The organism is Cellulomonas endometrii, from assembly GCF_949769265.1.
GTDB classification, from domain to species: Bacteria; Actinomycetota; Actinomycetes; order Actinomycetales; family Cellulomonadaceae; genus Cellulomonas; species Cellulomonas endometrii.
The window spans coordinates 267,278-289,188 of sequence record NZ_CATKPC010000001.1; the positions used below are offsets into that span (position 1 = coordinate 267,278).

At 75.8% G+C, this 21,911-nt stretch carries 27 protein-coding genes; 9 read left to right on the forward strand and 18 right to left on the reverse strand.

All coding sequences use genetic code 11. From position 1 onward, the window contains the following. Window positions 1–36: 36 nt before the first annotated feature. The gene (locus QNH85_RS01235) at window positions 37–1,023 is read right to left on the reverse strand and encodes a malate dehydrogenase (protein ID WP_282944052.1); all 987 of its coding nucleotides are present in this window, start codon (window positions 1,021–1,023) and stop codon (window positions 37–39) included. A 54-nt stretch (window positions 1,024–1,077) separates the two neighbouring features. After that, on the reverse strand, window positions 1,078–1,917 hold the full coding sequence (locus tag QNH85_RS01240; protein ID WP_282944054.1) for a MerR family transcriptional regulator: 840 nt from the start codon (window positions 1,915–1,917) through the stop codon (window positions 1,078–1,080). Between the two features lie 140 nt (window positions 1,918–2,057). Between QNH85_RS01240 and QNH85_RS01245 the strand changes: the two genes are divergently transcribed. The 3 genes from QNH85_RS01245 (at window position 2,058) to QNH85_RS01255 (ending at window position 3,565) form a co-directional block, all read left to right on the forward strand. Beyond that, window positions 2,058–2,303 carry a helix-turn-helix transcriptional regulator gene (locus QNH85_RS01245; RefSeq protein ID WP_282944055.1) on the forward strand — a complete coding sequence of 82 codons (246 nt, stop codon included), beginning with the start codon at window positions 2,058–2,060 and terminating at the stop codon, window positions 2,301–2,303. Between the two features lie 97 nt (window positions 2,304–2,400). After that, a complete protein-coding gene (locus QNH85_RS01250) occupies window positions 2,401–2,610 on the forward strand; it encodes a hypothetical protein (protein ID WP_282944057.1) in 210 nt (69 codons plus the stop codon). A 73-nt stretch (window positions 2,611–2,683) separates the two neighbouring features. Continuing rightward, complete coding sequence (locus QNH85_RS01255; RefSeq protein ID WP_282944059.1) at window positions 2,684–3,565, forward strand: helix-turn-helix transcriptional regulator; 882 nt, start codon at window positions 2,684–2,686, stop codon at window positions 3,563–3,565. Between the two features lie 139 nt (window positions 3,566–3,704). Here QNH85_RS01255 and QNH85_RS01260 read toward each other — a convergent pair whose 3' ends face one another. Beyond that, window positions 3,705–4,067 (reverse strand): VOC family protein, encoded by a 363-nt coding sequence (locus QNH85_RS01260; protein WP_282944061.1) that lies wholly within the window; start codon window positions 4,065–4,067, stop codon window positions 3,705–3,707. Window positions 4,068–4,267: 200 nt separating this feature from the next. Between QNH85_RS01260 and QNH85_RS01265 the strand changes: the two genes are divergently transcribed. Next, the gene (locus tag QNH85_RS01265) at window positions 4,268–5,278 is read left to right on the forward strand and encodes a serine hydrolase domain-containing protein (protein ID WP_282944063.1); all 1,011 of its coding nucleotides are present in this window, start codon (window positions 4,268–4,270) and stop codon (window positions 5,276–5,278) included. 4 nt (window positions 5,279–5,282) lie between these two features. On the opposite strand, the gene QNH85_RS01270 is transcribed toward QNH85_RS01265, so the two are convergent. The 3 genes from QNH85_RS01270 to QNH85_RS01280 are packed head-to-tail and all read right to left on the reverse strand — an operon-like array spanning window position 5,283 to window position 7,623. Next, the gene (locus tag QNH85_RS01270; RefSeq protein WP_282944065.1) at window positions 5,283–6,119 is read right to left on the reverse strand and encodes an ABC transporter permease; all 837 of its coding nucleotides are present in this window, start codon (window positions 6,117–6,119) and stop codon (window positions 5,283–5,285) included. Continuing rightward, window positions 6,116–6,916 (reverse strand): ABC transporter ATP-binding protein, encoded by an 801-nt coding sequence (locus tag QNH85_RS01275; protein ID WP_282944066.1) that lies wholly within the window; start codon window positions 6,914–6,916, stop codon window positions 6,116–6,118. Before QNH85_RS01275 ends, QNH85_RS01270 begins: the two co-directional genes overlap by 4 nt. Window positions 6,917–6,963: 47 nt before the next feature. Next, window positions 6,964–7,623, reverse strand: coding sequence for a DUF4097 family beta strand repeat-containing protein (locus QNH85_RS01280; protein ID WP_282944068.1), 660 nt, complete (start codon window positions 7,621–7,623; stop codon window positions 6,964–6,966). A gap of 231 nt (window positions 7,624–7,854) precedes the next feature. Between QNH85_RS01280 and QNH85_RS01285 the strand changes: the two genes are divergently transcribed. Beyond that, window positions 7,855–8,565 (forward strand): GbsR/MarR family transcriptional regulator, encoded by a 711-nt coding sequence (locus QNH85_RS01285; protein ID WP_282944069.1) that lies wholly within the window; start codon window positions 7,855–7,857, stop codon window positions 8,563–8,565. Window positions 8,566–8,587: 22 nt separating this feature from the next. Here the strand turns inward: QNH85_RS01285 and QNH85_RS01290 are convergent, their stop codons facing one another. Further along, a complete protein-coding gene (locus QNH85_RS01290; protein WP_282944070.1) occupies window positions 8,588–8,983 on the reverse strand; it encodes an HNH endonuclease in 396 nt (131 codons plus the stop codon). Between the two features lie 57 nt (window positions 8,984–9,040). Next, a complete protein-coding gene (locus QNH85_RS01295; protein WP_282944072.1) occupies window positions 9,041–10,057 on the reverse strand; it encodes a diacylglycerol/lipid kinase family protein in 1,017 nt (338 codons plus the stop codon). Window positions 10,058–10,239: 182 nt separating this feature from the next. Here QNH85_RS01295 and QNH85_RS01300 point away from each other — a divergent pair, with 182 nt between their 5' ends. Continuing rightward, the gene (locus tag QNH85_RS01300; RefSeq protein ID WP_282944074.1) at window positions 10,240–10,722 is read left to right on the forward strand and encodes a hypothetical protein; all 483 of its coding nucleotides are present in this window, start codon (window positions 10,240–10,242) and stop codon (window positions 10,720–10,722) included. A gap of 33 nt (window positions 10,723–10,755) precedes the next feature. On the opposite strand, the gene QNH85_RS01305 is transcribed toward QNH85_RS01300, so the two are convergent. Continuing rightward, window positions 10,756–11,349, reverse strand: a complete 594-nt coding sequence (locus tag QNH85_RS01305) for a YdeI/OmpD-associated family protein (RefSeq protein ID WP_282944076.1) — start codon at window positions 11,347–11,349, stop codon at window positions 10,756–10,758. A gap of 59 nt (window positions 11,350–11,408) precedes the next feature. Here QNH85_RS01305 and QNH85_RS01310 point away from each other — a divergent pair, with 59 nt between their 5' ends. Then, window positions 11,409–11,993, forward strand: coding sequence for a DapH/DapD/GlmU-related protein (locus tag QNH85_RS01310; protein WP_282944077.1), 585 nt, complete (start codon window positions 11,409–11,411; stop codon window positions 11,991–11,993). A 21-nt stretch (window positions 11,994–12,014) separates the two neighbouring features. Here the strand turns inward: QNH85_RS01310 and QNH85_RS01315 are convergent, their stop codons facing one another. The 8 genes from QNH85_RS01315 to QNH85_RS01350 form a co-directional block, all read right to left on the reverse strand. Beyond that, entirely contained in the window at window positions 12,015–12,416 is a 402-nt protein-coding gene (locus tag QNH85_RS01315; protein WP_282944078.1) for a pyridoxamine 5'-phosphate oxidase family protein, read from the reverse strand. A 23-nt stretch (window positions 12,417–12,439) separates the two neighbouring features. Next, the gene (locus QNH85_RS01320; RefSeq protein WP_282944079.1) at window positions 12,440–13,006 is read right to left on the reverse strand and encodes a dihydrofolate reductase family protein; all 567 of its coding nucleotides are present in this window, start codon (window positions 13,004–13,006) and stop codon (window positions 12,440–12,442) included. 126 nt (window positions 13,007–13,132) lie between these two features. Further along, window positions 13,133–13,912 (reverse strand): SDR family oxidoreductase, encoded by a 780-nt coding sequence (locus QNH85_RS01325; RefSeq protein WP_282944080.1) that lies wholly within the window; start codon window positions 13,910–13,912, stop codon window positions 13,133–13,135. A gap of 166 nt (window positions 13,913–14,078) precedes the next feature. Further along, a complete protein-coding gene (locus QNH85_RS01330) occupies window positions 14,079–14,615 on the reverse strand; it encodes an MmyB family transcriptional regulator (protein WP_282944081.1) in 537 nt (178 codons plus the stop codon). A 43-nt stretch (window positions 14,616–14,658) separates the two neighbouring features. Further along, window positions 14,659–15,543 carry a helix-turn-helix transcriptional regulator gene (locus QNH85_RS01335; RefSeq protein ID WP_282944083.1) on the reverse strand — a complete coding sequence of 295 codons (885 nt, stop codon included), beginning with the start codon at window positions 15,541–15,543 and terminating at the stop codon, window positions 14,659–14,661. A gap of 87 nt (window positions 15,544–15,630) precedes the next feature. Further along, the gene (locus QNH85_RS01340) at window positions 15,631–16,422 is read right to left on the reverse strand and encodes an SDR family oxidoreductase (protein ID WP_282944084.1); all 792 of its coding nucleotides are present in this window, start codon (window positions 16,420–16,422) and stop codon (window positions 15,631–15,633) included. A gap of 11 nt (window positions 16,423–16,433) precedes the next feature. Further along, on the reverse strand, window positions 16,434–18,353 hold the full coding sequence (gene nhaA, locus QNH85_RS01345; RefSeq protein WP_282944085.1) for a Na+/H+ antiporter NhaA: 1,920 nt from the start codon (window positions 18,351–18,353) through the stop codon (window positions 16,434–16,436). Next, window positions 18,350–19,177: an SDR family oxidoreductase gene (locus QNH85_RS01350; protein ID WP_282944086.1), complete on the reverse strand. Its 828-nt coding sequence runs from the start codon at window positions 19,175–19,177 to the stop codon at window positions 18,350–18,352. The genes nhaA and QNH85_RS01350 overlap by 4 nt, the downstream gene beginning before the upstream one ends. 204 nt (window positions 19,178–19,381) lie before the next feature. Between QNH85_RS01350 and QNH85_RS01355 the strand changes: the two genes are divergently transcribed. Beyond that, entirely contained in the window at window positions 19,382–20,086 is a 705-nt protein-coding gene (locus QNH85_RS01355) for an Atu4866 domain-containing protein (protein ID WP_282944087.1), read from the forward strand. Between the two features lie 94 nt (window positions 20,087–20,180). Continuing rightward, window positions 20,181–20,543: a cupin domain-containing protein gene (locus tag QNH85_RS01360; RefSeq protein WP_282944088.1), complete on the forward strand. Its 363-nt coding sequence runs from the start codon at window positions 20,181–20,183 to the stop codon at window positions 20,541–20,543. On the opposite strand, the gene QNH85_RS01365 is transcribed toward QNH85_RS01360, so the two are convergent. Further along, the gene (locus QNH85_RS01365) at window positions 20,530–21,720 is read right to left on the reverse strand and encodes a cation:proton antiporter (RefSeq protein WP_282944090.1); all 1,191 of its coding nucleotides are present in this window, start codon (window positions 21,718–21,720) and stop codon (window positions 20,530–20,532) included. The two genes, QNH85_RS01360 and QNH85_RS01365, sit on opposite strands and share 14 nt — an antisense overlap. Between the last annotated feature and the right edge of the window lie 191 nt (window positions 21,721–21,911).

The following is a 21,911-nucleotide window of genomic DNA, read 5'->3' on the forward strand; positions in this document are numbered from 1 at the left end:
GCAAGAGCCGGAGCGGGGGCCGGCCCGTGGCCCGCGCTACAGGTGCCCGAGCGCCCGGGCGGCGTCCCGCTCCGCGACCAGCTCCGCCACGGACGCGTCGATGCGCGCGCGGGAGAACGCGTCGACGTCCAGGCCCTGCACGATCTGCCACGTCCCGTCGCCGGACGTCACGGGGAAGGAGCACACGAGCCCCTCGGGGACGCCGTACGACCCGTCGGACACGAGGCCGGCGGAGCTCCAGTCGCCGTCGGGGACGCCGTGCCGGCGCAGGCGGCTGTGCTGGATGATCGCGGTGGCGGTCGACGCGACGGACGACGCCCCGCGCGCCGCGATGATCGCCCGGCCCCGCTGCGCGACGGTGTCGATGAAGTCGCCCTCCGCCCACGTACGGTCGACGACCTCCAGCGCCGGCCTGCCGGCGACCACGGCGTGCCGCAGGTCGGGGTACTGCGTGGGGGAGTGGTTCCCCCAGATGCTCACGCGCGACACGTCCGCGACGCCGCAGCCGGCCCGCAGCGCCACCTGGGCGACCGCGCGGTTGTGGTCCAGCCGGGTCAGGGCCGTGAACCGGTCGCGGGGGACGTCGGGGGCGTGCGCCGCGGCGATCATCGTGTTGGTGTTCGCCGGGTTGCCCACCACGAGCACCCGGATGTCCGAGCCGGCGACGTCGTTCAGCGCCGCGCCCTGCGGGCCGAAGATGCCGGCGTTGGCCTCCAGCAGGTCCGCCCGCTCCATCCCGGCGGTCCGGGGCCGCGCCCCGACGAGGATCGCGACGTCCGCCCCGTCGAAGGCGACGCGCGGGTCGGCGGTGACCTCGACGTCGGCCAGCAGCGGGGACGCCGCGTCCTGCAGCTCCAGGGCGACGCCGTCCGCGGCGGCCAGCGCGCGCGGGTGCTCCAGCATCCGGACCCGCACCGGGGCGTCCGGCCCGAACAGCTCCCCGCTCGCGACGCGGAACAGCAGGGCGTAGCCGATCTGGCCGGCGGCCCCGGACAGCGCGAGCGTGACGTGCGGCTTCGTCATCGAGAGTCCTCCAGCGGCGGCGGCGGCGCGTCGGTCGGGCTCATTGAAACCCGGCTACCCCCCGGGACGCGCGTCCACGGGCACGACGACCTCCATCACCGTCCCGGCGGCCCCCGTCCCGAACTGCGGCAGGTAGACCTCGCGGTTGTGCCCGCAGGGGTCGCCCGCGTCCGGCCGGGACCCCCGCGCGAACGCGCCCGTGGACAGGTGGTCGTGCACCGCGACGACCAGCCGCTGGTCGTCCGCCTGGTGCTGCGTGTGCGCCGCGACCGCCTCCCGGTGGGCGGGGTCGAGGGTGAGCGCGGTCCCGGCGAGCGGCCGGACCGGTTCGTGCACCGGGACGCACACCCGCAGGTCGGCGGGCGCCGTCTCCGTCGCCCGGGACCGGATCTCGACGTGGAGAGGCCCGGCCGGCGACGCGTCGAGCGACGTCATCGCGGAGAGCAGCGCGCCCGTCGACGCGCGCAGCACCGCGCCCATGTCGGGCAACGACGCCGTGGCGGGCAGAGACAGCAGCAGTCGCTCGGGCACGTCGCGGTACGTCACCCGGACGCCGTCCGGCGCGCCGGACGCGTCGGCCAGGACGGCGCGCACGTGCTCGCCCGCCGCCGCGGCCCGCTCGCCGGCCCGCCTGCGGTCGCTCCACCACGCGTCGAACGTGCGGACGGGGTCGTCGGCGTCGAGCACGCGGGCGACGTCCGGCAGGGGGACGCCGAGGCCGCGCAGCAGGGCGATGCGGCGTGCACGGGTCACCTGGTCGGCGTCGAACACGCGCGCACCCGTCGCGGGGTCGCGCTCCGCGCGCAGCAGGCCGCTGTCGGCGTACCACCGCACGGCCCTCTGCGAGAGGCCGGTGGCGCGGGCCAGGCTGCCGGTGCTGCTCGTCGCTGTCATGGCCAGGACCGTAGGGGGTGCCGTGACGGCAGGGGCAACTCGGCACACCCGCTGGGTCCCGACCCATCCGCGCCGCTCCCGGCTCCGAACGAAGGGCGTGCGGTCCACCGGGGCCCGCCCGGCACCCATCGAAGGACACCGTGACGACGCTGGATCTCACCCCGCCCGCCCCCTCGACGGCCGCCGAGGGCGGGACGCTGACCGTGCGTGAGCGCGTGGTGCTGGCCGAGCTCGCCGACGACGTGACCCTGGAGCAGGTCGCCCGCCGCCTGTACGTCTCGCGCAACACCGTGAAGTCGCAGGTCCGGTCCATCTACCGCAAGATCGGCGTCTCGACCCGCGCGGACGCCGTCGCCTGGGCGCGCGCCTCGGCCCCGCCTGCCTGACCAGCGGGCGGCACCCCTGGACGGGGCCGTCCCCGGCAGGGCAGCCTGTGCGGCACCAGGACGGCGCCACGGGGTGCCGCAGGCAGGGGGCGGCACGATGACCGAGGACGACCGGACCGAACCGATCGACGGGTCCGACCGGACCGACCGCAGGCTGCCGGGTGAGCGCCCCGGGGTGAACGGCAACCCGCTGGGTGCCTCCTTCCGGGACGGGCCCCGGCGCACGCCGGCGTCGGCGGGTGCGCTGCTGACGATCGTCCCGTTCCTCGTCCTGGTCGCCGTCGTGGTGCTCGTCGCCGGCCGGTGACGTGGCGGGGCCCGCCGTGCCGGGTCATGGCAGTACCTGTCACCCGTCGGGGGCGGCGCCTACCGTCGGGGGCATGGACAGCAGGAGCGAGGTGCGCGACTTCCTGGCCTCGCGTCGGGCGCGGGTCACCCCCGAGCAGGCGGGGCTCCGCGTGTACGGCGGCCTGCGCCGCGTCCCGGGGCTGCGGCGCGAGGAGGTCGCGATGCTGGCCGGCGTGTCCGTCGACTACTACACGCGCCTGGAGCGCGGGAACCTCGCCGGGGTCTCCGACCAGGTGCTCGACGCGCTGTCGCGGGCGCTGCAGCTCGACGACGCGGAGCGGGAGCACCTGGAGCACCTCGCCCGCGCCGCGGGTCCCGCCCGCGCCGGCCGCGCCCGTCGCCGCCCGGCGAGCACGGTCCGCCCGGTGGTGCAGCGCATCCTCGACTCGATGCACGGCACGCCGGCGTTCGTCCGCAACGGCCGCCTCGACGTCCTCGGCGCGAACGCGCTGGGGGAGGCGCTGTACTCGGAGATGTACGCGGACCCGTCGCGACCCGTGAACCACGCGCGGTTCAACTTCCTCAACCCGGCGGCGCGCCGCTTCTGGGGCGACTGGGACCGGGCGGCCTACGACACCGTCGCGATCCTGCGCGCCGAGGCGGGGCGCGACCCGTACGACCGGGACCTGACCGCGCTGGTGGGCGAGCTGTCCACCCGCAGCGAGGAGTTCCGCCGGCTCTGGGCGTCGCACGACGTCAAGCACCACGACACCGGCGTCAAGACGTTCGTGCACCCCGTCGTCGGGCGGCTCGACCTCGCGTTCGAGTCGCTGGACCTGGCCGCCGACAGCGGCCTGACCGTCCTGGCCTACAGCGCCGAGCCGGGGTCGCCCGCCGACGACGGGCTGAAGATGCTCGCCAGCTGGGCGGCGACGCGGCGCACCGAGCAGGCGGCGGCCGACGGCCGGGGCTGAGCCCGTCGTCGAGGGGTCGCCGACGACCGCCGCGTTCCCCGGACGGGGCGCGTGCCGCCGTGCGAGGCTGCCGCCGTGAGGTCGTGGCCGGGTCGCGGTCGGCGATCGCCGTCGTCATGCCCTGACCCGGGCCCACGGGTCAGGCGGGCTGCCAGAGCTCGACGCGGTTGCCCTCGGGGTCGGTCACCCACCCGAACCGGCCGACGCCCTCCATCTCCTGGGTCTCCGCCGCGACGTCCGCGCCGGCCGCCTGCAGCTGGGCGAGCATCTCGTCGAGGTCCCGCACCCGGAAGTTCAGCATCGTCTGCTGCGTGGGGGACCCGAAGTAGTCGGTGCCGCGCTCGAACGCCGCGAACACGGTCGGGCCGCCCTCCTGGTGCCAGAGCCCGTGCGCGTCGGCGTCCAGGCCGAGGGCGTCGCGGTACCAGGCGCCCAGGGCCTCCGGGTCCGCCGCGCGCAGGAAGTAGCCGCCGATGCCGAGCACCCGTTCCATGCCGGCCATCGTGCCAGGCGAGGCGGCCCGGAGGGGAGGGCCGCACCTCGTCCACGACCGTGACCGCGGCGTACACGGTGGTCACGGTTCGGGAAAGGCACATCCCGGAACCCGCGGCGCCGCGGTGGACACGGCGCGCAGTCCCGCGACGCCCCCGCGCGGCCGCAATGCGATGGCGTCCGCGGTGCCGCGCTCACTACGGTCGCGGGATGACCAGCCCCGAGGACCTCGGCCCGATCCTGGACGCCCGCGCCGTCGCGACCGGGTTCAGCGGCGTCGTGCACGTGAGCCGGGGCGAGGAGGTCCTGTTCGCCCGCGCGTACGGCTGGTCCGACCGGGCACGTCGCCTCCGGGCCTCCGTCGAGCACCGCTTCGGGGTCGCGAGCATCGCGAAGGGCTTCACCGGTCTGGCGACGGCCTCGCTGGTCGACGAGGGACGGCTGGCGTGGGACGACCCCGTGCGGCCGGTCCTCGGGACCGACCTGCCGCTCGTGGACGACCGGGTGACCGTCGGGCAGCTGATCAGCCACACCTCCGGCATCGGCGACTACCTGGACGAGGAGGCGGACGGCGACATCACGGACTACGTGCTGACCCTCCCGCCGCACGTCCTGGACGACACCGAGGCGTACCTCCCGATGCTGGACGGGCACCCGCAGGTCTCCGAGCCCGGGACGACGTTCGCCTACAACAACAGCGGGTTCGTCGTCCTGGCGCTCGTCGCGCAGCGGGTGGCCGGCGTCCCGTTCCCGGACCTGGTGGCCGAGCGCGTGCTCACGCCGGCCGGCATGTCCCGCACCGGGTTCCCCCGCACCGACGAGCCGGCCGAGGACCTCGCGGTCCACTACCTGCACGACGAGGGCCCCCGCACCAACGCACTGCACCTGCCGGTCCGGGGCACCGGTGACGGGGGCCTCGTGACCACCGCCGCCGACCTCGCCGCGTTCTGGCGGGCGCTCACGGCGGGGCGGATCGTGGCGGCGGAGACGGTGACGTTCCTCACGGAGCCGGTCACGCGGCTGGAGGACGGGCGCCGGTACGGGCGGGGGTTCTGGCTCGGCGACGCCTCCACCGACGACGCCGCCGACGTGGTCCTCGAGGGCTACGACGCCGGCATCTCCGCCCGCACCCGGCACGACCCCCGCACCGGCGTGACCGTCACCGTCCTCGCGAACACCTCGGACGGCGCGTGGCCGGTCATGCGGGGGTCGGAGGCGTGAGGCCTCAGACCCGGCGCTCCCGGCGGTACAGCGAGCGGGCCCACGCGTAGCCGGCGACCCCGAGCACCAGGCACCACGCCACGGCCTGCACGGCGACCGCGCCCTCGAGCCCCTCGCCGCCTGCGAGCAGACCCCGCGTGGTCTCGATGATCGGCGTGAAGGGCTGGTGCTCGGCGAACCACCGGACCGCCGACGGCATGGTGTCGACCGGCACGAACCCGCTGCCCAGGAACGGCAGGAGCAGCAGCACGAGCGGCAGGTTGCTCGCCGTCTCGACGCTCTGCGCGTTCAGGCCCATGGCGACGCACAGCCAGTTCAGCGCGAGCCCCAGCAGGACGAACAGCCCGAGCAGCGTGAGCCAGTCCAGCGCGTCCGCCTCGGGCCGGTACCCGATGGCCAGGGCGGCGCCCAGCACGAGCACCAGCGCAGCCAGCGCCTGCAGCAGGAAGCCGATCACCTGACCGGAGAGCACGGACCCGGGCGCGATGGCCATGGTCCGGAACCGCGCCATGATCCCGCCGGCGGCGTCCATGGCGGCGCTGGTGGCCACCGACGTCGCGCCGCCGACCACCGTGATCACCAGCAGGGTGGGCGTGATGTAGTCGAGGTAGGCGGCGCGGCCCTCGGCCCCGGGTGTGACGCCGGCGGCCACGCCGGCACCGAACGCGCCGCCGAACACGAACACGAACAGCAGCAGCATGACGAGGGGCCCGACGACCAGGAACACCGTCAGCCCCGGGTAGCGCACGGCGCGCAGCAGGCTGCGGCGCACCATGGTGACGACGTCGGCGACGGGGCGAGGGCGGGCGGTCGGGCGGGTGGGTGCGGCGACGGTCGTCATCGGACGTTCTCCTTCTCGGTCGTGGGGCCGGTCCCGGCCTCGGCGGGCGGCTCGGTGAGCGCCAGGAACACGTCGTCGAGCGACCCCGCGGCGTGCACCTGCTTGAGCTCGGCGGGCGTGCCCTGGGCCACGATGCGGCCGCCGGTCAGCACGGCCACGGAGTCGGCGAGCTGGTCGGCCTCCTCCAGGTACTGCGTGGTGAGCAGGATGGTGGTGCCGCCGGCGACGAGCGCCCGCACCTCGTCCCAGAGGGTCCGGCGGCTCCGGGGGTCGAGACCGGTGGTCGGCTCGTCGAGGAACACGACGGACGGCGCACCGACGAGCGTCATCGCCAGGTCGAGCTTGCGCCGCATCCCACCGGAGTAGGTCGCGACGGGCTTGCCCGCCGCGTCCGTCAGGCCGAAGCGCTCGAGCAGCTCGGCCGTCCGCCGGCGCCCCGCGGCCCGCCCGAGGTGGTGCAGGTCGGCCATGAGGCGCAGGTTCTCGGCGCCGGTGAGCAGGTCGTCGACGGCGGTGATCTGACCGGTGACGCCGATGGCGGCGCGGACGGCGTCCGGCTCCCGGACGACGTCGTGACCGGCCACCCGGGCCGTCCCGGCATCGGCACGCAGGAGGGTGGTGAGGACGCCGACGGCGGTGGTCTTGCCGGCGCCGTTCGGGCCCAGCAGGGCGGTGACGGTACCGGCGGGGACGACCAGGTCGAGCCCGTCGAGGACGAGCTGCTCCCCGGACCTCGACCGGTAGGACTTGCGTAGACCGGTGACCTCGACGGCGGGTCCACGGGCGGTGACGGACATGGGTGCTCCTTCGGTGCGGGGGACGGGCGGGCCGGCCGGTGCGCGGCTCAGAGGCTGCGCGCGGTGATGTCGCCCTGGCTGGTGGTGGCGCGGATGTCGAGCACGGGGGTGCCGTCGTTCCGCAGGGCGTTGCTGATGCGGCCGAGGCCGGTGCCGGCGTCCAGGGCGGCGGGGACCCCCGCGGAGGCGCCCACCGTGATGTCGCCCTGCTGCGTCCGCAGCTCGAGCGTGCCGCCCAGGGCCTCGGCGACCCGGATGTCGCCCTGCGTGGTGCTGACCTCGCCGGGGCCGGTGAGGCGGCCCACGACGACGTCACCCGCTGCTGCGGAGAGCCGGACGGTGGCCGCCTCGTCCAGCCGGATCCCGTCGGCCGAGCCCTGGACGGTGACGTCGCCGAGCCGCCCGACGGCGTCCGCCCCGGCGCTGCCCAGGATCTCGGCTGCCGAGCCGGCGGGCAGGTGGATCGTCACGTCGAGGGTCCCCGACGGGCCGAGGGCCTCGGTGCGGGCGGCGGTGACGACGCGCAGGACGCCGTCGCGGTACTCGACGGTGGTGCGCTCCGCGGCCTTGACGTCCCGGCCCCGGGTGGCGTCGCCGGGGCGGACCTCGACGGTGGTGTCGGCCCGGTCCTCGGCGACGAGCCGGACCCGGCCGGCGGGGACGTCGACCACCGCGGAGACGGGGTCGGGGGTGGGGAAGGTCTGCATCGGGTCCAGCTCCTCGGTGACGTGGTGCGCGGCGTTTCTGACGAGAGAAACGCTACGGAGCGTTTCGCGCGCAGGCAACGTTGTTGTTGCGTTGCGAGCGCGATGGTGCAGGCCAGCACCGCTGAATCGTTGCGCTGAGCCGAGCGACAACGCAACAAGCGAGCGGCGGCGCCGTTGCAACCGCGTTCGAAGAACGCTACTCTTGGCCGTCCCGACGACAGGAGGGGCACCGTGCCCGGAGGCAGGCTCACGAAGCAGGAACGTCAGCAGATCGCCCTGGGGCTGGCCGACGACCTGGCGTACGCGGAGATCGCCCGCCGCCTGGGTCGCCCGACGTCGACCGTGACGCGCGAGGTGACGCGCAACGGCGGCCCCGGCGCCTACCGCGCCGACCTCGCCCACCGCGCGACCGAGCGTCGCGCCCACCGCCGGGGCGCCACGGTGCCGCCCCGGTCGCAGGTCCCCGTGCGCGACGCCGAGGCCCTGCGCGAGTACGAGGAGACGTTCACGACGCTGATGATGCAGTCGGGCATGCCGCGCACGGCCGCCGGGGTGCTGACCTGCCTCTACACGACCAACGCCGGCAGCCTCACCGCCGCGGAGCTGTCCCGGCGCCTGGGGGTCAGCCCGTCGTCCATCTCCAAGGCGATCGCCGTCCTCGAGGTGCACGGCCTCGTCGCGCGTGAGAAGGGGGAGGGGCGGCGGGAGCGCTACGTCGCGGACGGCGACGTCTGGTACCAGTCGATGATCGCCACCGTCCGCAACAACGCCGAGCTCGCCGAGACGGCCCGGCGTGGCGTACAGCTGCTGGGCCGGGACACCCCTGCCGGCGACCGGCTCGAGAACATGGCCCGGTTCATGGACTTCGTCAGCGCGAGCATCCTGCGCGCCGCGGAGGATGCCCGGGACATCCTGCTGGGCGGCGCCCCGCGCTCGTCCTGACGCCGCGGACGTCCTCGCCCGGTCACGCGCCGTCCCCGCGCCGGCGCGACCGGCGCCGCTGCGCATCGACGAAGGTGCGCGCCCGCCGCTGCCCGCCGCGCTCGGTGATCGCGTGCTCGAGCGCGTCGAGCGACCGCAACACCGCGCCGACGTCCGGGGTCCACCCGCGCCGCTCGCACTCCTCGAGCCAGTCGACGACGCCGCGGTGGCCCCGCTCCGCGTTGCACCGGCGGCACGCCGGCACCTCGTTCTCCAGCCACGACGGCCCGCCCCTGGCCCGCGGCACGAGGTGGTCGCGGGTGGGTCGCACCAGGTCGGTGAACGCCCGCCCGCACCACACGCACCGCGCCCCGTCCCGCTCGACGGCGAGCCGCAGCCGCATCGCCCGCGCAGACGGTCGCGGCTCGTCGGGGCTCATCGCACGACGCTACGTCCGTGCCGACGAGGCGGCCCGGGGGCTGCGGAGCCGGGCGCCTCAGGTCAGGCGGCCGGAGCCCTCCGCCAGGTCGGGGCTGCGCTCCGGCTGGGGCACGCAGAGCTCGAGCGCCGCCGGCCGGACCGTCACCGTCAGCGAGCGCCCGGGGTCGATGACGTCGCCGTCGAGCTGGCGCGCCTCCTCCCGGGTGCTGACGACGCGGATGCGGCTGGCGCGCAGCACGTCCATGTGGGCGATGTCCCGGCGGCGCAGCAGCACCGTCCACGACGTCTGGACCCAGTGCCGCAGCGAGCGGGGCGCGAGGACGGCGACGTCCATCTGGCCGTTGTCCGGCTCGGCGTCGGCGAGCAGCCGCACACCGCCCTGCAGGCGGCCCACGTTGCCGATGAGGATCGAGCGCGCGCGGCGGCGCAGCGGCGGCCGGTCGTCCAGGTACACCTCGACGTGCATCCGGCGGTCTCGCAGGTGCCGCAGGGCCGACAGGACGTACGCGACCGGGCCGACCTTGGCCTTGAGCGTCGTCGAGGCGTCGTCCAGCAGCGCGGCGTCGAAGCCCATGCCCGCCATCACGACGAACGCCCGGCCGTCGACCTCGCCGACGTCGATCCGGCGGCGCCCCATCTCGGTCGCCAGGCGCACCGCGGCGCCCGCGTCGTCGGGGACCCCGAGGTTCGCGGCGAGCAGGTTGCCCGTGCCCGCCGGGAGCACGGCGAGGGCGGCGTCGGTGCCGGCGAGGCCCTCGACGCACGACCGGACCGTCCCGTCGCCGCCGCAGACGAAGACGACCTGCGCCCCGTCCTCGACCGCCTGCCGCGCCTGACCGGCGCCCGGGTCGTCCTGCGTGGTCTCGACCCACTCCGGCAGCGGCCAGCCGGCGGCCGTCAGCGCCGCCTCGACGGCCGCCCGCCGGTCGTCCAGGTCCGTCACCCGCACCGGGTTGAACACGACGACCGAGCGCAGCGGCCCGGTGTCCTCCGCCGTGACGGTCGGGTCGGGCTCCGTCGCACGGGCCCCGGCGGGCGGTCCGGCGGGACCCACGGCGCTCGTCGATGTCATCGGTGCTCCTCCAGGTGCGGTGGTGTCCCTCCGCGCAGCGGGGGACGGTGGCGGGCGTCGGCCCGCAGCTCGGTGCAGTGGACCACGTCGACGGCTCCGAGGCGCGTCGAGAGCGGCGCCACGGACCGGGTCACCCGTCCGTTCCGGCCCGGAGGTGCGTCCCCGTCACTAGTCTGACGGCCATGACGAGGACCTTCGCCGCGGCCGGCTGTGCGCTCCTGCTCTGCGCGGGCGCGGCGGCGTGCAGCCCGCCGGCGGCGACGGACGACGACGCTGTGGTCCGCTGGATGGATGCGCGGGCCGACGACGCCGGTGCGGACGGCGTCCTCGGGCAGGCGACCGCCCGGGTCGGCACGGCGGACCGTGAGCCGGCCGCTGCCCCCGGTGCGGTCGCGCTGACGTTCGACGAGCCGATCCAGGTCCAGGGCCTGCGACTCTCCTGCGTGGGTGACGGCACCGTGGACCTGACGGTGTACGTGACGACCGGGACCGCGGGCGGGGGGACGTCCACGGAGGCGCTGACGTACGCCGACGTCGCGTGCGGCTCGACGGTGCACGAGGAACCGCTGGCCGTCCAGGACGCCACGGGAATCGGGTTCAGCGGGTCGGGTGCGGACCGTGCGGGCGCGTGGCACGCGGTGGTTGTCGGCGACGACGGCCGCTGAGGCCGCACCCGGTCGCGCGGGCGCGAGACCGGGTCAGGGCTCCCGCGGCCCGCCGAGCCGCTCGACCGCGCGCTCCAGCCGCCGCCGGCGGGTCTCCGGCGTCGCCGCGGTCATCAGCGGGTGCAGGACGGAGTACCGCTCCTGGCGGCTCAGGGCCTCGAACCGCGCGAGGGCGTCCGGGACGGCGGCCAGTGCGCGCAGCAGGTCGTCGGGCACCTCCGCCGCGGCGGAGCCGGCGTACGCGCGGTCCCAGCGGCCGTCGGCGCGGGCTCGCTCCACCTCGGCGGCTCCGCGCGGGCGCATGCGGCCGGACTCGACGAGGCGCGCGACGTGCTCGATGTTGCGCTGCGACCACAGCGACCGTGCCCGACGCGGGGTGAACCGCTGGAGGAACGTGGCGTCGTCGTGGCCGCGCTTCTGCCCGTCGATCCACCCGCTGCACAGCGCCTCGTCGAGCGCCTCGGCGTAGGTCAGCGAGGTCGGGGACGTCGTGCCCTTCTTCGCCAGGACGAGCCACACGCCGTCGGGGTCCCCCTCGTGCGCGTCGAGCCAGGCGCGCCAGGCCGACACGTCGGGGACGGTCAGCGTGGCCGGCGGGGGAGCGGGGGCGCGGTCGAGGTCCGGCATGACGCGGATCGTACGGGGCGCTGCGTGGGCCGCGGCAGGTCCGGTGACAGGATCGGGGCATGGAGCTGAGCGACTTCCTGGACCACGTGAACCGCGGCGCCCTGATCGAGGGCGGGTCGCCGGCGCACGCGTTCATGCACGACGCGGCCCAGGAGGCGCTGCGGGTCGTCGCCGAGCTCAACACCGGGTACCGGACGCCGGAGGAGGTGCGGGCGCTGCTGAGCCGCCTGACCGGGACCGCCGTCGACGGGTCGGTGACCGTGTTCCCGCCGTTCTACAGCGAGTTCGGCAAGAACCTGCGGCTCGGCCGGGGGGTCTTCATCAACCAGGGCTGCCGGTTCCAGGACACCGGCGGCATCAGCATCGGCGACGGCACGCTCATCGGGCACGGGAGCACCCTGACCACGCTGAACCACGCCGTCGACCCCGCGCGCCGCGCGGACATGGTGCCCGCACCAGTCGTGATCGGCCGCCAGGTGTGGCTGGGCGCGTCGGTGACGGTCGTGCCCGGTGTGACCATCGGGGACGGTGCGATCGTGGGCGCCGGCGCGGTCGTCACCCGGGACGTGCCGGCGAACGCGATCGTCGCCGGCGTGCCCGCCCGGCTCGTCCGGATGACGGGGTTCGAGGCCACGGACCCGTAGGGCACCCCGGGTCGGGCGTGCTCAGGCCAGGTGCGACGACGACATCGCCCGGTCCGCGGTGACGCGGAGCACCACGCGCTCCGGGTCGTACTCGCGCGGCCGGTAGCGCTCGCCGTACCGGCGCAGGGCGTCGGCGATCTCGACGGGGTCCTCGACCACCTCGATCGTCCCCTCCAGCGTCAGCCAGCGGCGGCCGTCGACCTGGCACAGCGCCGCCCGTCCCAGGGGCTCGCCCGGGGCGCGCCGCGCGTTCGCGACCTTGGCGGTGCGCCGACGCGTCGTGATCCGGGCGACGCCCGCGTCGGCGTCCCAGGTGAAGGCGACCGGGACGACGTGCGGGGTCCCGTCCGGCCGGAGCGTGGTGAGGGTGGCCAGGTGGCGGTCGGTGACGAACGCGAGCCGGACGGGGGAGAGGTGCAGCACGTGCGGAGCGTACGTCGGCCGCGTCAGTCGCGTCGGACGGCGTAGCGGAGCCAGAGCGTGCCGTTCTCGAACTGCCGCTGCTCGAGCAGCTCGAGGTCCAGCCGGAGGTCCTCGGGCCAGAACCGCAGACCGCCGCCGACGGACACCGGTGCGACGTACGGCTGCACCTCGTCGACGATCCCCGCCCGCAGCGCCTGCGCGGCGAGCGTCGGGCCGTCGACGGACGCGTCGTGGTCCAGCTCCGCCACCGAGGCGCGCACGGCCTCGGGGTCGAACGTCCGCTCGAGCGTGGTCCGCGCGGTGGTCGGCGCGGCGAGCGTCGTGGAGTAGACGACCTTCGACGCGGCCTGCCAGACACCGGCGTAGGTGCGGACGAACTCGGGGGCGTCCGGCTGGTCGAGCGCCGTCTCCCAGTACGACATCGTCTCGTACATCCGGCGGCCGTACAGGTACGTGCCGATGGACCGCGTCTGCTCGGACACGAAGTCGTGCAGCCTCGGGTCGAGGGCACCGCCCCAGTCGCTGCTGCCGGACGTGTCCGACGCGTAGCCGTCGAGGGAGGTGAACATCGAGTAGATCAGGCGCCCCATCGCCCCACCGTAGGGAACGGGGCCGCCGCGGTCGAGGGGCGGCGGCCCGGTGACGCGTCCGGGCGGCACGACGCCCCGCCGTGGTCCGGCGGGGGCGTCGTCGTGGATGCGGTCGGGGGCGGGTCGTCACACCGCCTGGGCGGTCGGCAGGATCGTGATCTCGGTGAGGTTCACGTGCCGCGGGACGGCGGCGACGAACGCCACGGTCTCCGCGACGTCGGCGGGCTGCAGGCAGTCGATCTCCCGCAGCAGGTCCGCCATGAGGCGGCTCGCGTCGGGGTCCGTGACGTGGTCGGGCAGCTCCGTGTCGACCATGCCCGGCTCCACCGTGGCGACGCGGACGCCCTTGCGGCCGAGCTCCGTGCGCAGCAGCCGCGTCAGGTGGCTCACGTACGCCTTGGTGCCGGAGTACACGGAGAACTTCTCGAGCACGCGGGTGGCCGCGATCGAGGACGTGGTGATGAGGTCGGCGGGGCGGCCCTCGGCCGCGGCGGCCTCCAGCGACCGGACGAACGCCTCGACGGTGTACATCACGCCCTTGATGTTCAGGTCGATCTGGGCCTCCCAGTCGGCCACCTCGAGCGCGTCGATCTCCGAGATCAGCTGCACGCCCGCGTTCGCGAACACCAGGTCGACGTGCCCCCACTCGCGCCGGATCGCCTCGGCGGCGGCGGAGACCTCCTCGCGGGAGGTGACGTCGGTCGGCACGACGAGGACGGTGCCGCCGGCGGCGGTGATCCGCTCGGCCAGGGCGTCGAGGCGGTCCTTGCGCCGGGCGAGCACCGCGACCCGGGCGCCGAGCGCGGCCAGCCGCTCGGCGGTGGCCTCGCCGATGCCGCTGGAGGCCCCGGTGACGACGGCGGTGCGACCGGCCAGGGCGGCGTCGGTCAGGACGGTGGTGGACATGGGCGGGTTCCTCTCGTCGAGCTGGTCCGGACGGGGCGGGTGGCCCCGCCGGGGTCGGTGCGTCGCGACCTGCCGTCGAGCCTGGCCGGGCGGTGCCCGGCGAACCAGGCAGCGTCGCGGCCAGGCTCTCGAGTTGCGGCAGCGCCCCCGGCCCCCGTCCGGGCTCTCACAGCAGGTCGAGCAGCGCCAGGGACTCCGCGTCCCGGTCGCCGCGATCGCCGGGGCGCGGCACGAGGCGCTCGCACCACGTCCCGTCGGGCCGCAGGACGGTCACCCGGTCGAGCCGCAGCACGCCCAGCGCGGGGTGGCGCACCTCGTAGGGCGTCCGCGGCCGGTGCGCGACGGCGAGTCCCGACCAGAGGGCGCGGAACCGTTCGCTCCGGGCGGCGAGCCCCACGGCTGACGGCGGCACCGGTCCGTCGCCTCGAGCGCCGGGCGTGCCGGACGCGCCGGGCGTGCCGGGTGCGTCGGGCCCGCCGGACGTGGCGCGCGCCCGGAGCTGCGCGACCACGGCTACCTGGACCTGGGCGAGGTCCAGGTAGAACCACGCCGCCGACGGGTGCGTGAACACGGCGCTCGCGAGGTCGGTCACGACGCCGAGCGGCGCGTGCAGCGCGCGCCAGCGGTGCGTGGCGCGCACGACGCCGAGGGCGTCGCCGAGGATCGCGGCGACGTCGCCGGCCCCGGGGTCGTCGAGGTGCACGCCTCGACGCTAGGCCGGGGCGGCGGGCGCGAACCTGGCCGCGCTACTGCTCCCCAGCGCCCTCCAGCGCGGCGGGCAGCGGATCGGCGGGCGCCGGCTCGGCGGTCACCGGCTCGGCCAGGGCCCGCTCCAGCGCCCGGAGCCGCTGCCCGTCCACCGTGGCGGGCTCGGCGCGGTAGACGACCAGCTGGTGCCCCGGCATCCCGGCCACCTCCAGCGCGTCGAAGTCCACGGTGAGGGTGCCGACCTCGGGGTGGTGCAGCTGCTTGGAGTCGTGGGTCTTGGGCGTGACCTCGTGCGCCGTCCACAGCCGGGCGAACTCGGGGCTGCCGTCGTGCAGGCGCTGGACGAGCCGCTCGCGGCGCCGCGCGCCCACGTGGATGTCCGAGGTGGCCCGCAGGTTCGCCACGCAGCTCGTCGCGGCGCGGTCCCAGTCGGTGTAGAACGTCCGCCCGGCCGGGTCGAGGAACACCATCTCGACCAGGTTCGACGTCGCCGCGAACGGGGAGAACAGCCGTTCGGCCAGCGGGTTGATCGCCAGGATGTCGAGGACCGGATCGAGCACGAAGCACGCGGCCCCAGGCCAGGAGCCCATCAGCCGCACGAGCGCGGGGTCGACGGGGGGCGGCGCGTCCGGCAGGGGCGGCACCCACAGGAGCTGGGCGAGCGCGTACGCGTGCCGGTGGTCGGCGGCGTCCATGCCCACCACGTGCGCGAGCGCGTCGACCACCTGGGCGGACGGCCGGGTCTCACGCCCCTGCTCCAGGCGCGTGTAGTAGTCGACGCTCACGCCGGCCAGCTGGGCGACCTCGTCGCGGCGCAGACCGGGCACGCGCCGCGCGCCGTAGGACCGCAGCCCGACGTCCGCCACGGACGTGGCGGCCCGCCGCGCACGCAGGAAGCTCCCGAGTTCGTTCCCCTTCGCCATGCGGCGAAACTAGCCGCGGGTCCCGCCCGCGGCAAGGCTCCGCGTCCGCCGGTACGCCGGTGACCTGCGACGACACGCCCGCCCGCGTCACACCTGGCGCGTCGGCATCACGACGATCTCCGCGACGTTCACGTGCGCGGGCATCGACGCGGCGAACAGCACGGAGTGCGCCACGTCCTCCGGGGTGAGCGGCCGCTCCACGGCGCGCAGCCGGCGGAGCCGCTCCTGGGCGACCTCGTCGTCGATCTCCGACCCGAGGGCGGTCAGCGTGGTGCCGGGCTCGACGTGCCGGACGCGCACCCCGCGGCCGGACAGCTCTGCTCGCAGGGTTCGGGCGAGGTGCGCGCGGGCGGCGGCCGTCGCGGCGTAGACGCTGAACTCCGGGAGCAGCAGGTGCGACGCCACCGAGCCGATGAGCACCAGGTCGGTCGGCAGGTCCTCGTCGGCCGCCCGCAGCAGGTCGTCGACGAAGACCCGTGCGGTGTTGACCGAGCCCACGAGGTTCACGTCGACCATCTGCGCCCACTGCGCCTCGGAGGCGCGCTCGAACGGGGCGCCGAACATCACGCCCGCGTTGGCGACGACGAGGTCGACGCGCCCCCAGGCCCGGTGCACGGTGTCGCGGGCGCGGTGCAGCGCCTGGACGTCGGTCACGTCCGCGACGATGCCCAGGGCGTCCGCGCCGGGGGCAGTGGTGGCCGTCCCGTCGGCCCGGAGCACGGACTCGCGGGTGTCGATCGACGCGACGCGGGCACCGGCGCGCCGCAGCGACCGGGCGATGGCCTGGCCGATGCCGCCGGCCGCGCCGGTCACGACAGCGGTCCGGCCGCGCAGCGGGAAGGGGTCGTCCTCCAGGCGGGCGTTCTGCACCAGCGACACGGTGGTCCTCCTCAGGTCCGGGCGAGATCGGGGTCGGGGTCGGGGTGCGGCTCGGCGGCAGGGCCGGCCGCGCGGTCCGCGGCGGGGTCCGCGGTGGTGTCGGTCGTGGGGGAGGCGGCGCCGGCCAGCAGCGCCGCCCGCAGCTCGTCCACGTCGACCGGGCCGTCGTAGCGCCGGTCGTCCACGAAGAACGCCGGCGGGCCCGGCAGGCGCATCGTCGCCGCGTCCGCGACGTCCTCCGTGACGCGGGCCAGGTGGGTGCCGCGCCGCAGGGCGTCGTCGAGGCGGTCCAGGTTCAGGCCGGCCTCGGCGCCGCACCGTCGCACCTCGCGCGAGGTGAGCCGTCCCGTGCGCGCGGCGAGCGCGTCGTGCATCGGCCAGAACCGGCCCTGCGCCGCTGCCTCCTCCGCGGCCTGCGCGGCCTCGAGCGCGACCGGGTCGTCGGTGGGCAGGTGCCGGAACGTGAACACCAGCCGGTCGCCGAGCTCGGACCGCAGCTCCTCGACGGTCTCCACCGCACGGCCCGCGTCCGGGAACGCGAACGAGGCGTAGACCGCGAGCCGGGTGGGCGCGCCGGGATCGCCGCGCAGGTGGTCCCGGGCGGGGTCGACCGGCCGGATCAGCGGGTCGGGCGCGGTGTGCCGGTGCCGGTCCGTCCTCGCGGCCAGCGCGAACGCCCCCGTGGCGAGCAGCGCGGCGAGCACCGAGGCGGCGAGCACCCCGATCCGCGCGTCGGCCCGGAGCACCGGGTCCGTCAGCGCCAGGTCGACGATGAACAGCGAGATCGTGAAGCCCATCCCCGAGACGAGCCCGCCCGCCACGAGGTGGCGCGTGTGCAGACCGGGGGCGAGCCGGCCGAGCCGCAGCGCGACGGCCGCGCGGGTGCCGAGGGTGATGCCGAACAGCTTCCCGCCCACGAGTCCCACCACGACGGCCCAGGTGACCGGGGAGACGGCCGCGGAGCGCAGGGTCGGCCCGTCCAGCGCGACGCCGGCGTTCGCCAGGGCGAACACGGGCACCACGACGAGGTTCACGTACGGCGCGTACAGGGTGTGCAGCCGCTCGTTCACCGACACGGCGCGCGCGATCCGCAGGGCGGCGTCGCGCCCTCGTCGCGGGTTCGGCGCCCGGGAGAACCGCACCGCGGCGTCCATCGCGGCCTCGACCTTCTCCCGGCGCGGCGGGTAGACGGGCATCGCCAGGCCGATCGCGACGCCCGCGATGGTCGCGTGCACGCCGGACTCCAGCACGGCGACCCAGGTGACGGCGGCCAGCACCAGGTACACCAGCCCGCGCCACACCCGCAGGTGCCGCAGCCCGGCGATGGCGAGGGTGGCTACTCCGGCGACGGCGAGCGGGCCGAGCCTCAGCTCGTCGGTGTAGGCGAGCGCGACCACCGCGAGCGCGCCGACGTCGTCGACGACGGCGAGGGTCAGCAGGAACAGCCGCAGGGCGGCCGGGGCGCGGCGGCCGACGACGGCCAGCAGCCCCAGCGCGAACGCCGTGTCCGTCGAGATGACGACGCCCCACGCGGAGACGGCCTCGCGCGGCGCGTCCGCCCAGGTGAGCAGCACGACGTACAGGCCGGCGGGGAGCAGCAGCCCGGTGACGGCCGCGATGACCGGGACCCGGGCGCGGCGCCGGTCGCGCAGCTCTCCCACGGCGAGCTCCCGCCGGGCCTCGAGGCTGACCATGAAGAAGAACAGCGCCATCAGCGCGTCGTTGACCCAGTGCCGCAGGTCCAGGGACACCCCGGCGCCGCCGACGGTCACCGCCGCCGGCGTGTGCCAGAAGTCCTCGTACGTCGAGCCGGGCAGGTTCGCCCAGACCAGCGCGGCGGCGGTCGCGGCGAGCAGGATCGCGGCGGCGGCGGCGGGGGAGGTGCGGAGCCGCGCGGGGACCGCACCCTCGCGGGTTCCCGCGCCGGTCACCGCAGGCTCCAGCGCCGGTGCGCGGGCTCGGGCGTGCCCTGCACCGTGGGCAGCGCCGCGTCCTGCCGGGTGGGCAGGACCACCATGTCGGTGACCGTCACGTGCGGCGGCTGGTCCAGCCCGAACAGGACCGCCCCGGCCACGGCCGTGGGGTCGACCGGGGGGAGGTCCCGGTGCAGGCTGCTCCACTCCCTGCGGGCCGCACGGTCGCTCATCGCCGACCCGAGCCGGGTTCCCGTGACCCCGGGCTGCACCTGGTGCACGCGGATCCCCTGGACGCCGAGCTCGGCGCGCAGCGTCCGGGCGAGCTGGCCGACGGCCGCCTCGACCGCCGAGTACACCGCGAACCGGGGGAAGCCCGCGGTGCCGGCGATGGCGCCCACCACGACCAGGTCGCTGCGCCCCTCGGCGGCCGCGAGCGCGAGGTCACGCACGAAGGTCTGCGCGGTCTGGAGCATCCCGGTGAGGTTGGAGTCGATCATGTCCGCCCACTCGCCCGGCACGCCCGCGGCGAACGCGCCGCCCGCCATGGTCCCCGCCCCGGCCACGACCGCGTCGACGGGCCCGGGCAGGCGCGCGGCGAGGTCGTCACGGGCCTCGCGGAGCGCGAAACCGTCCGCGACGTCGACCTCGGCGGTCGCCACCCGCTCCCCGGCGTGCGCCAGCTCGTCGGCCACCTCCCGCAGGGCGCGGCGGTCGCGGTCGACCAGGCCCACCGCGTCGCCCCGCTCGACGAGCAGGCGGGCGCAGGCCCGGCCGATCCCGCTGCCCGCGCCGGTGACGACGACCGTCCTCCTGGGGAGCAGGGTGCCCGTGCGGTCCATGGCTCGCGACCTCCTGTCTGGGGGGGTGATCTGTCAGTTGTGCGGGGCGTGCGGGGCGCCCGGCGCACCACCAGGAAACCGAGCCGCGCGCGGGCGTGCCTGGGTGCGTCACGGCCTGGTTGGCGGGGGGTCGCGGGGTGACGGTGGCCGCGGGGGAGCGGCTGCCCTGGCCCGCCCCGGCTCAGCCCGGACGAGAGGAACGCGATGGCACGGCAGGACGACCACAGTGGTGCGCCGGCGGGAGAGGCCGGTCGCTCGTCGGCGACCAGCGGGCACGCGTCCCGCGTCGTCCTGACCGGTGCGCTGGTCCGCACGCTCGACGACGCCGTCGGCGACCTGGCCGGCGGTGACGTGCTGGTCGAGGACGGCGTCGTGACGGCGGTCGGGCACGACCTCGTCGCCGCCGTCGGCCGCGGTGCCCGCGTCGTCGACTGCGCGGGCTCGACCCTGGTGCCCGCCGCCGGACCGGCCTCCCGCCGTGTGGGCGCGCTGACCCCCGGCAGCCCGGCGACGTTCGGCGTGCTGCCGACGCGGGCCGCGCGTCCCGGCCCGCTCGAGGAGGTCGTCTGGTGCGCCGACGAGGCGACGCTGTGGGTCGACGGCGCCCCCACTCGTCCGGGAGGTGGCCGCGGGCGGACGGATCGCGGTGCGGCGGCGCGGTTGGCCCGGTCCGTCGAGAGCCCGCTCGTCGGCGCCTGGTACGACGACCGGGCCGACGTCCTCCAGGAGCTCGGCGCCGACGGCCGGTACGACGAGACCCGTGGCGGGCGGCGGCACGCCTACCAGGGGTCCTACTGGGTGCAGGGCGACCGGGTGGTGTACCGGGATGACCTCGGGTTCTGGGCGTACGCGACGCTGCGCGGGGCCACGCTGCACCACGCGCACTTCCGGTTCCACCGCCGGGCCTGACGTCGAGCGCGCCGGCCCGGCCGGGGCAGGCCTGGTCAACGTGCGGGCGCACTGCCATGCTCGACGCAGGCTGTGCTGCCGACGGAGGTGCGTGGTGGGTCTCGATCCCTGTGCGACCGACCCGGACCACTACGCGGTGGTCTCCGAGAACGAGCAGGTGCGGGTGCTCGAGTACCGCGACCAGCCCGGCGTCCGGACCCATCCGCACGAGCACCCCGACAGCGTGATGTACGCGCTCAGCACCTTCCGGCGACGCCTGCACGCGCCCGGCGGCGGCTCGCGCGACGTGGCCGTGGAGGCCGGCAGCACCATGTGGCTGCCGGCGCAGCAGCACGCCGGCGAGAACATCGGCGACACCGACACCCACGTCGTCTTCGTCGAGCTGAAGGGCGCGGCGCGGCAGCCGGGCGCTCCGCTCGGGCCGGAGGCGCCCGGCTCAACTGCTAGGCGGTCCTGAGCACGTCGGGGAACCTGTCAGCCAGCGGTCTGGCGCTGAACCCGTGGACGAGGACGCTGACCAGGACGGTGAGCGAGATGACGGCGACGACCGGTTGGCCTTCGGTCCCGAGCCCTTCGAGGGCGACCAGCGCGAAGATGACCGAGGCGAGGCCACGGGGGCCGAACCATCCGATGAAGGCGACCGAGTAGCGGTCGAACCCGGCGCCGAGCAACGACACCGCGACGGGGAGCATCCGCACCAGCGTGAGGCTGAGGGCGACGTACGCGAGCACGGGCCAGCTCCACCGCTCGAGGATCACCGGCACGGCGAGCGCGCCGAAGACCAGCCAGCTGATCATCGACGCGAGGTCTCCCGACTGTGCGACGAGGGTCACCTCCTTCTCCCGCCGGTCTCCGGCGACGTTCCCGAAGACCAGCCCGGCGACGAACGCCGCGACGAAGCCGTTGCCGTCGACGAGCAGGGCGACGGCATAGGCCAGCAGGGCGAGGGCGAGGACGGCGATCCCGTCGAGCTCGTCGCCCAGCCATCCCCGCTCACGCGCGCGCTTGGTGCACCAGGCCCCGAGAGCACCGACCACCGCACCGACCGCGACGCCCACGATCAGCGACAGCACGGCGAGCCCGGGGCCTTCGATCCCGGTGATCCCCTCGTCCACCGCGGTTCCCGCGACGGCGACCAGGACGACCGGTGTCGCGATGCCGTCGTTGAGGCCGCTCTCGACGTTGAGGGCGCTGCGCACCTTGTCGGGCACGCGGGTGTTGGACATCACGCTCGCGCCCAGGGCGGCATCGGTGGGCGCGAGGGCAGCGCCGACCAGCAGGGCGGGCCACGGGTCCATGCCGAGGACCACCATCGCCGCGCTGGTGCCGAGTGCCACGGTGAGGGGTAGCCCGATGCCGAGCAGGCGGCCGTACGTGCCGAGATCGCGGCGGAACTCCCGCCACCGGACCCCGGACGCGTCCCCGAACAGCACCCAGACCAGCGTCACCTCGGCGATCAGCTTGACCAGCTCGGGCTCGGCACCGAGGTCCAGAGCATCGAAGACCTCGACCAGCACGAACCCCACCGCCACGAACACGATCGGGGCGGTCAGTCCGGTGCGTCGGAGACGACCGGCGAACGCGCACCAGGCGAAGATCGTGGCGAGGGCCACGGACACCGGCAGGACCTCCATGCGCGGCCTTCCCGTTGCCGTGACGCGGCCAGGGCCCGATCGACTCCATCAGACCGTCGCGAGCGCCGCGCTGGGCCACCCTGGACGGGTGAACCCACTGGGCGTCGGAGGGATCGCACCCGCGGCCGCCGTCATCGCGGCATGGCCGTTCGGTGGTGCCCGTACGGCCATCGAGGTGACTGGTACAGAGA

Excerpts from the sequence above, each read along its gene's own strand:
- QNH85_RS01235 (WP_282944052.1), bottom strand. The coding sequence starts at position 1,023 with ATGACGAAGCCGCACGTCACGCTCGCGCTGTCCGGGGCCGCCGGCCAG.
- QNH85_RS01240 (WP_282944054.1), bottom strand. The coding sequence starts at position 1,917 with ATGACAGCGACGAGCAGCACCGGCAGCCTGGCCCGCGCCACCGGCCTC.
- QNH85_RS01250 (WP_282944057.1), top strand. The coding sequence starts at position 2,401 with ATGACCGAGGACGACCGGACCGAACCGATCGACGGGTCCGACCGGACC.
- QNH85_RS01255 (WP_282944059.1), top strand. The coding sequence starts at position 2,684 with ATGGACAGCAGGAGCGAGGTGCGCGACTTCCTGGCCTCGCGTCGGGCG.
- QNH85_RS01260 (WP_282944061.1), bottom strand. The coding sequence starts at position 4,067 with ATGGCCGGCATGGAACGGGTGCTCGGCATCGGCGGCTACTTCCTGCGC.
- QNH85_RS01265 (WP_282944063.1), top strand. The coding sequence starts at position 4,268 with ATGACCAGCCCCGAGGACCTCGGCCCGATCCTGGACGCCCGCGCCGTC.
- QNH85_RS01270 (WP_282944065.1), bottom strand. The coding sequence starts at position 6,119 with ATGACGACCGTCGCCGCACCCACCCGCCCGACCGCCCGCCCTCGCCCC.
- QNH85_RS01275 (WP_282944066.1), bottom strand. The coding sequence starts at position 6,916 with ATGTCCGTCACCGCCCGTGGACCCGCCGTCGAGGTCACCGGTCTACGC.
- QNH85_RS01280 (WP_282944068.1), bottom strand. The coding sequence starts at position 7,623 with ATGCAGACCTTCCCCACCCCCGACCCCGTCTCCGCGGTGGTCGACGTC.
- QNH85_RS01290 (WP_282944070.1), bottom strand. The coding sequence starts at position 8,983 with ATGAGCCCCGACGAGCCGCGACCGTCTGCGCGGGCGATGCGGCTGCGG.
- QNH85_RS01295 (WP_282944072.1), bottom strand. The coding sequence starts at position 10,057 with ATGACATCGACGAGCGCCGTGGGTCCCGCCGGACCGCCCGCCGGGGCC.
- QNH85_RS01300 (WP_282944074.1), top strand. The coding sequence starts at position 10,240 with ATGACGAGGACCTTCGCCGCGGCCGGCTGTGCGCTCCTGCTCTGCGCG.
- QNH85_RS01305 (WP_282944076.1), bottom strand. The coding sequence starts at position 11,349 with ATGCCGGACCTCGACCGCGCCCCCGCTCCCCCGCCGGCCACGCTGACC.
- QNH85_RS01310 (WP_282944077.1), top strand. The coding sequence starts at position 11,409 with ATGGAGCTGAGCGACTTCCTGGACCACGTGAACCGCGGCGCCCTGATC.
- QNH85_RS01320 (WP_282944079.1), bottom strand. The coding sequence starts at position 13,006 with ATGGGGCGCCTGATCTACTCGATGTTCACCTCCCTCGACGGCTACGCG.
- QNH85_RS01325 (WP_282944080.1), bottom strand. The coding sequence starts at position 13,912 with ATGTCCACCACCGTCCTGACCGACGCCGCCCTGGCCGGTCGCACCGCC.
- QNH85_RS01335 (WP_282944083.1), bottom strand. The coding sequence starts at position 15,543 with ATGGCGAAGGGGAACGAACTCGGGAGCTTCCTGCGTGCGCGGCGGGCC.
- QNH85_RS01350 (WP_282944086.1), bottom strand. The coding sequence starts at position 19,177 with ATGGACCGCACGGGCACCCTGCTCCCCAGGAGGACGGTCGTCGTCACC.
- QNH85_RS01355 (WP_282944087.1), top strand. The coding sequence starts at position 19,382 with ATGGCACGGCAGGACGACCACAGTGGTGCGCCGGCGGGAGAGGCCGGT.
- QNH85_RS01365 (WP_282944090.1), bottom strand. The coding sequence starts at position 21,720 with ATGGAGGTCCTGCCGGTGTCCGTGGCCCTCGCCACGATCTTCGCCTGG.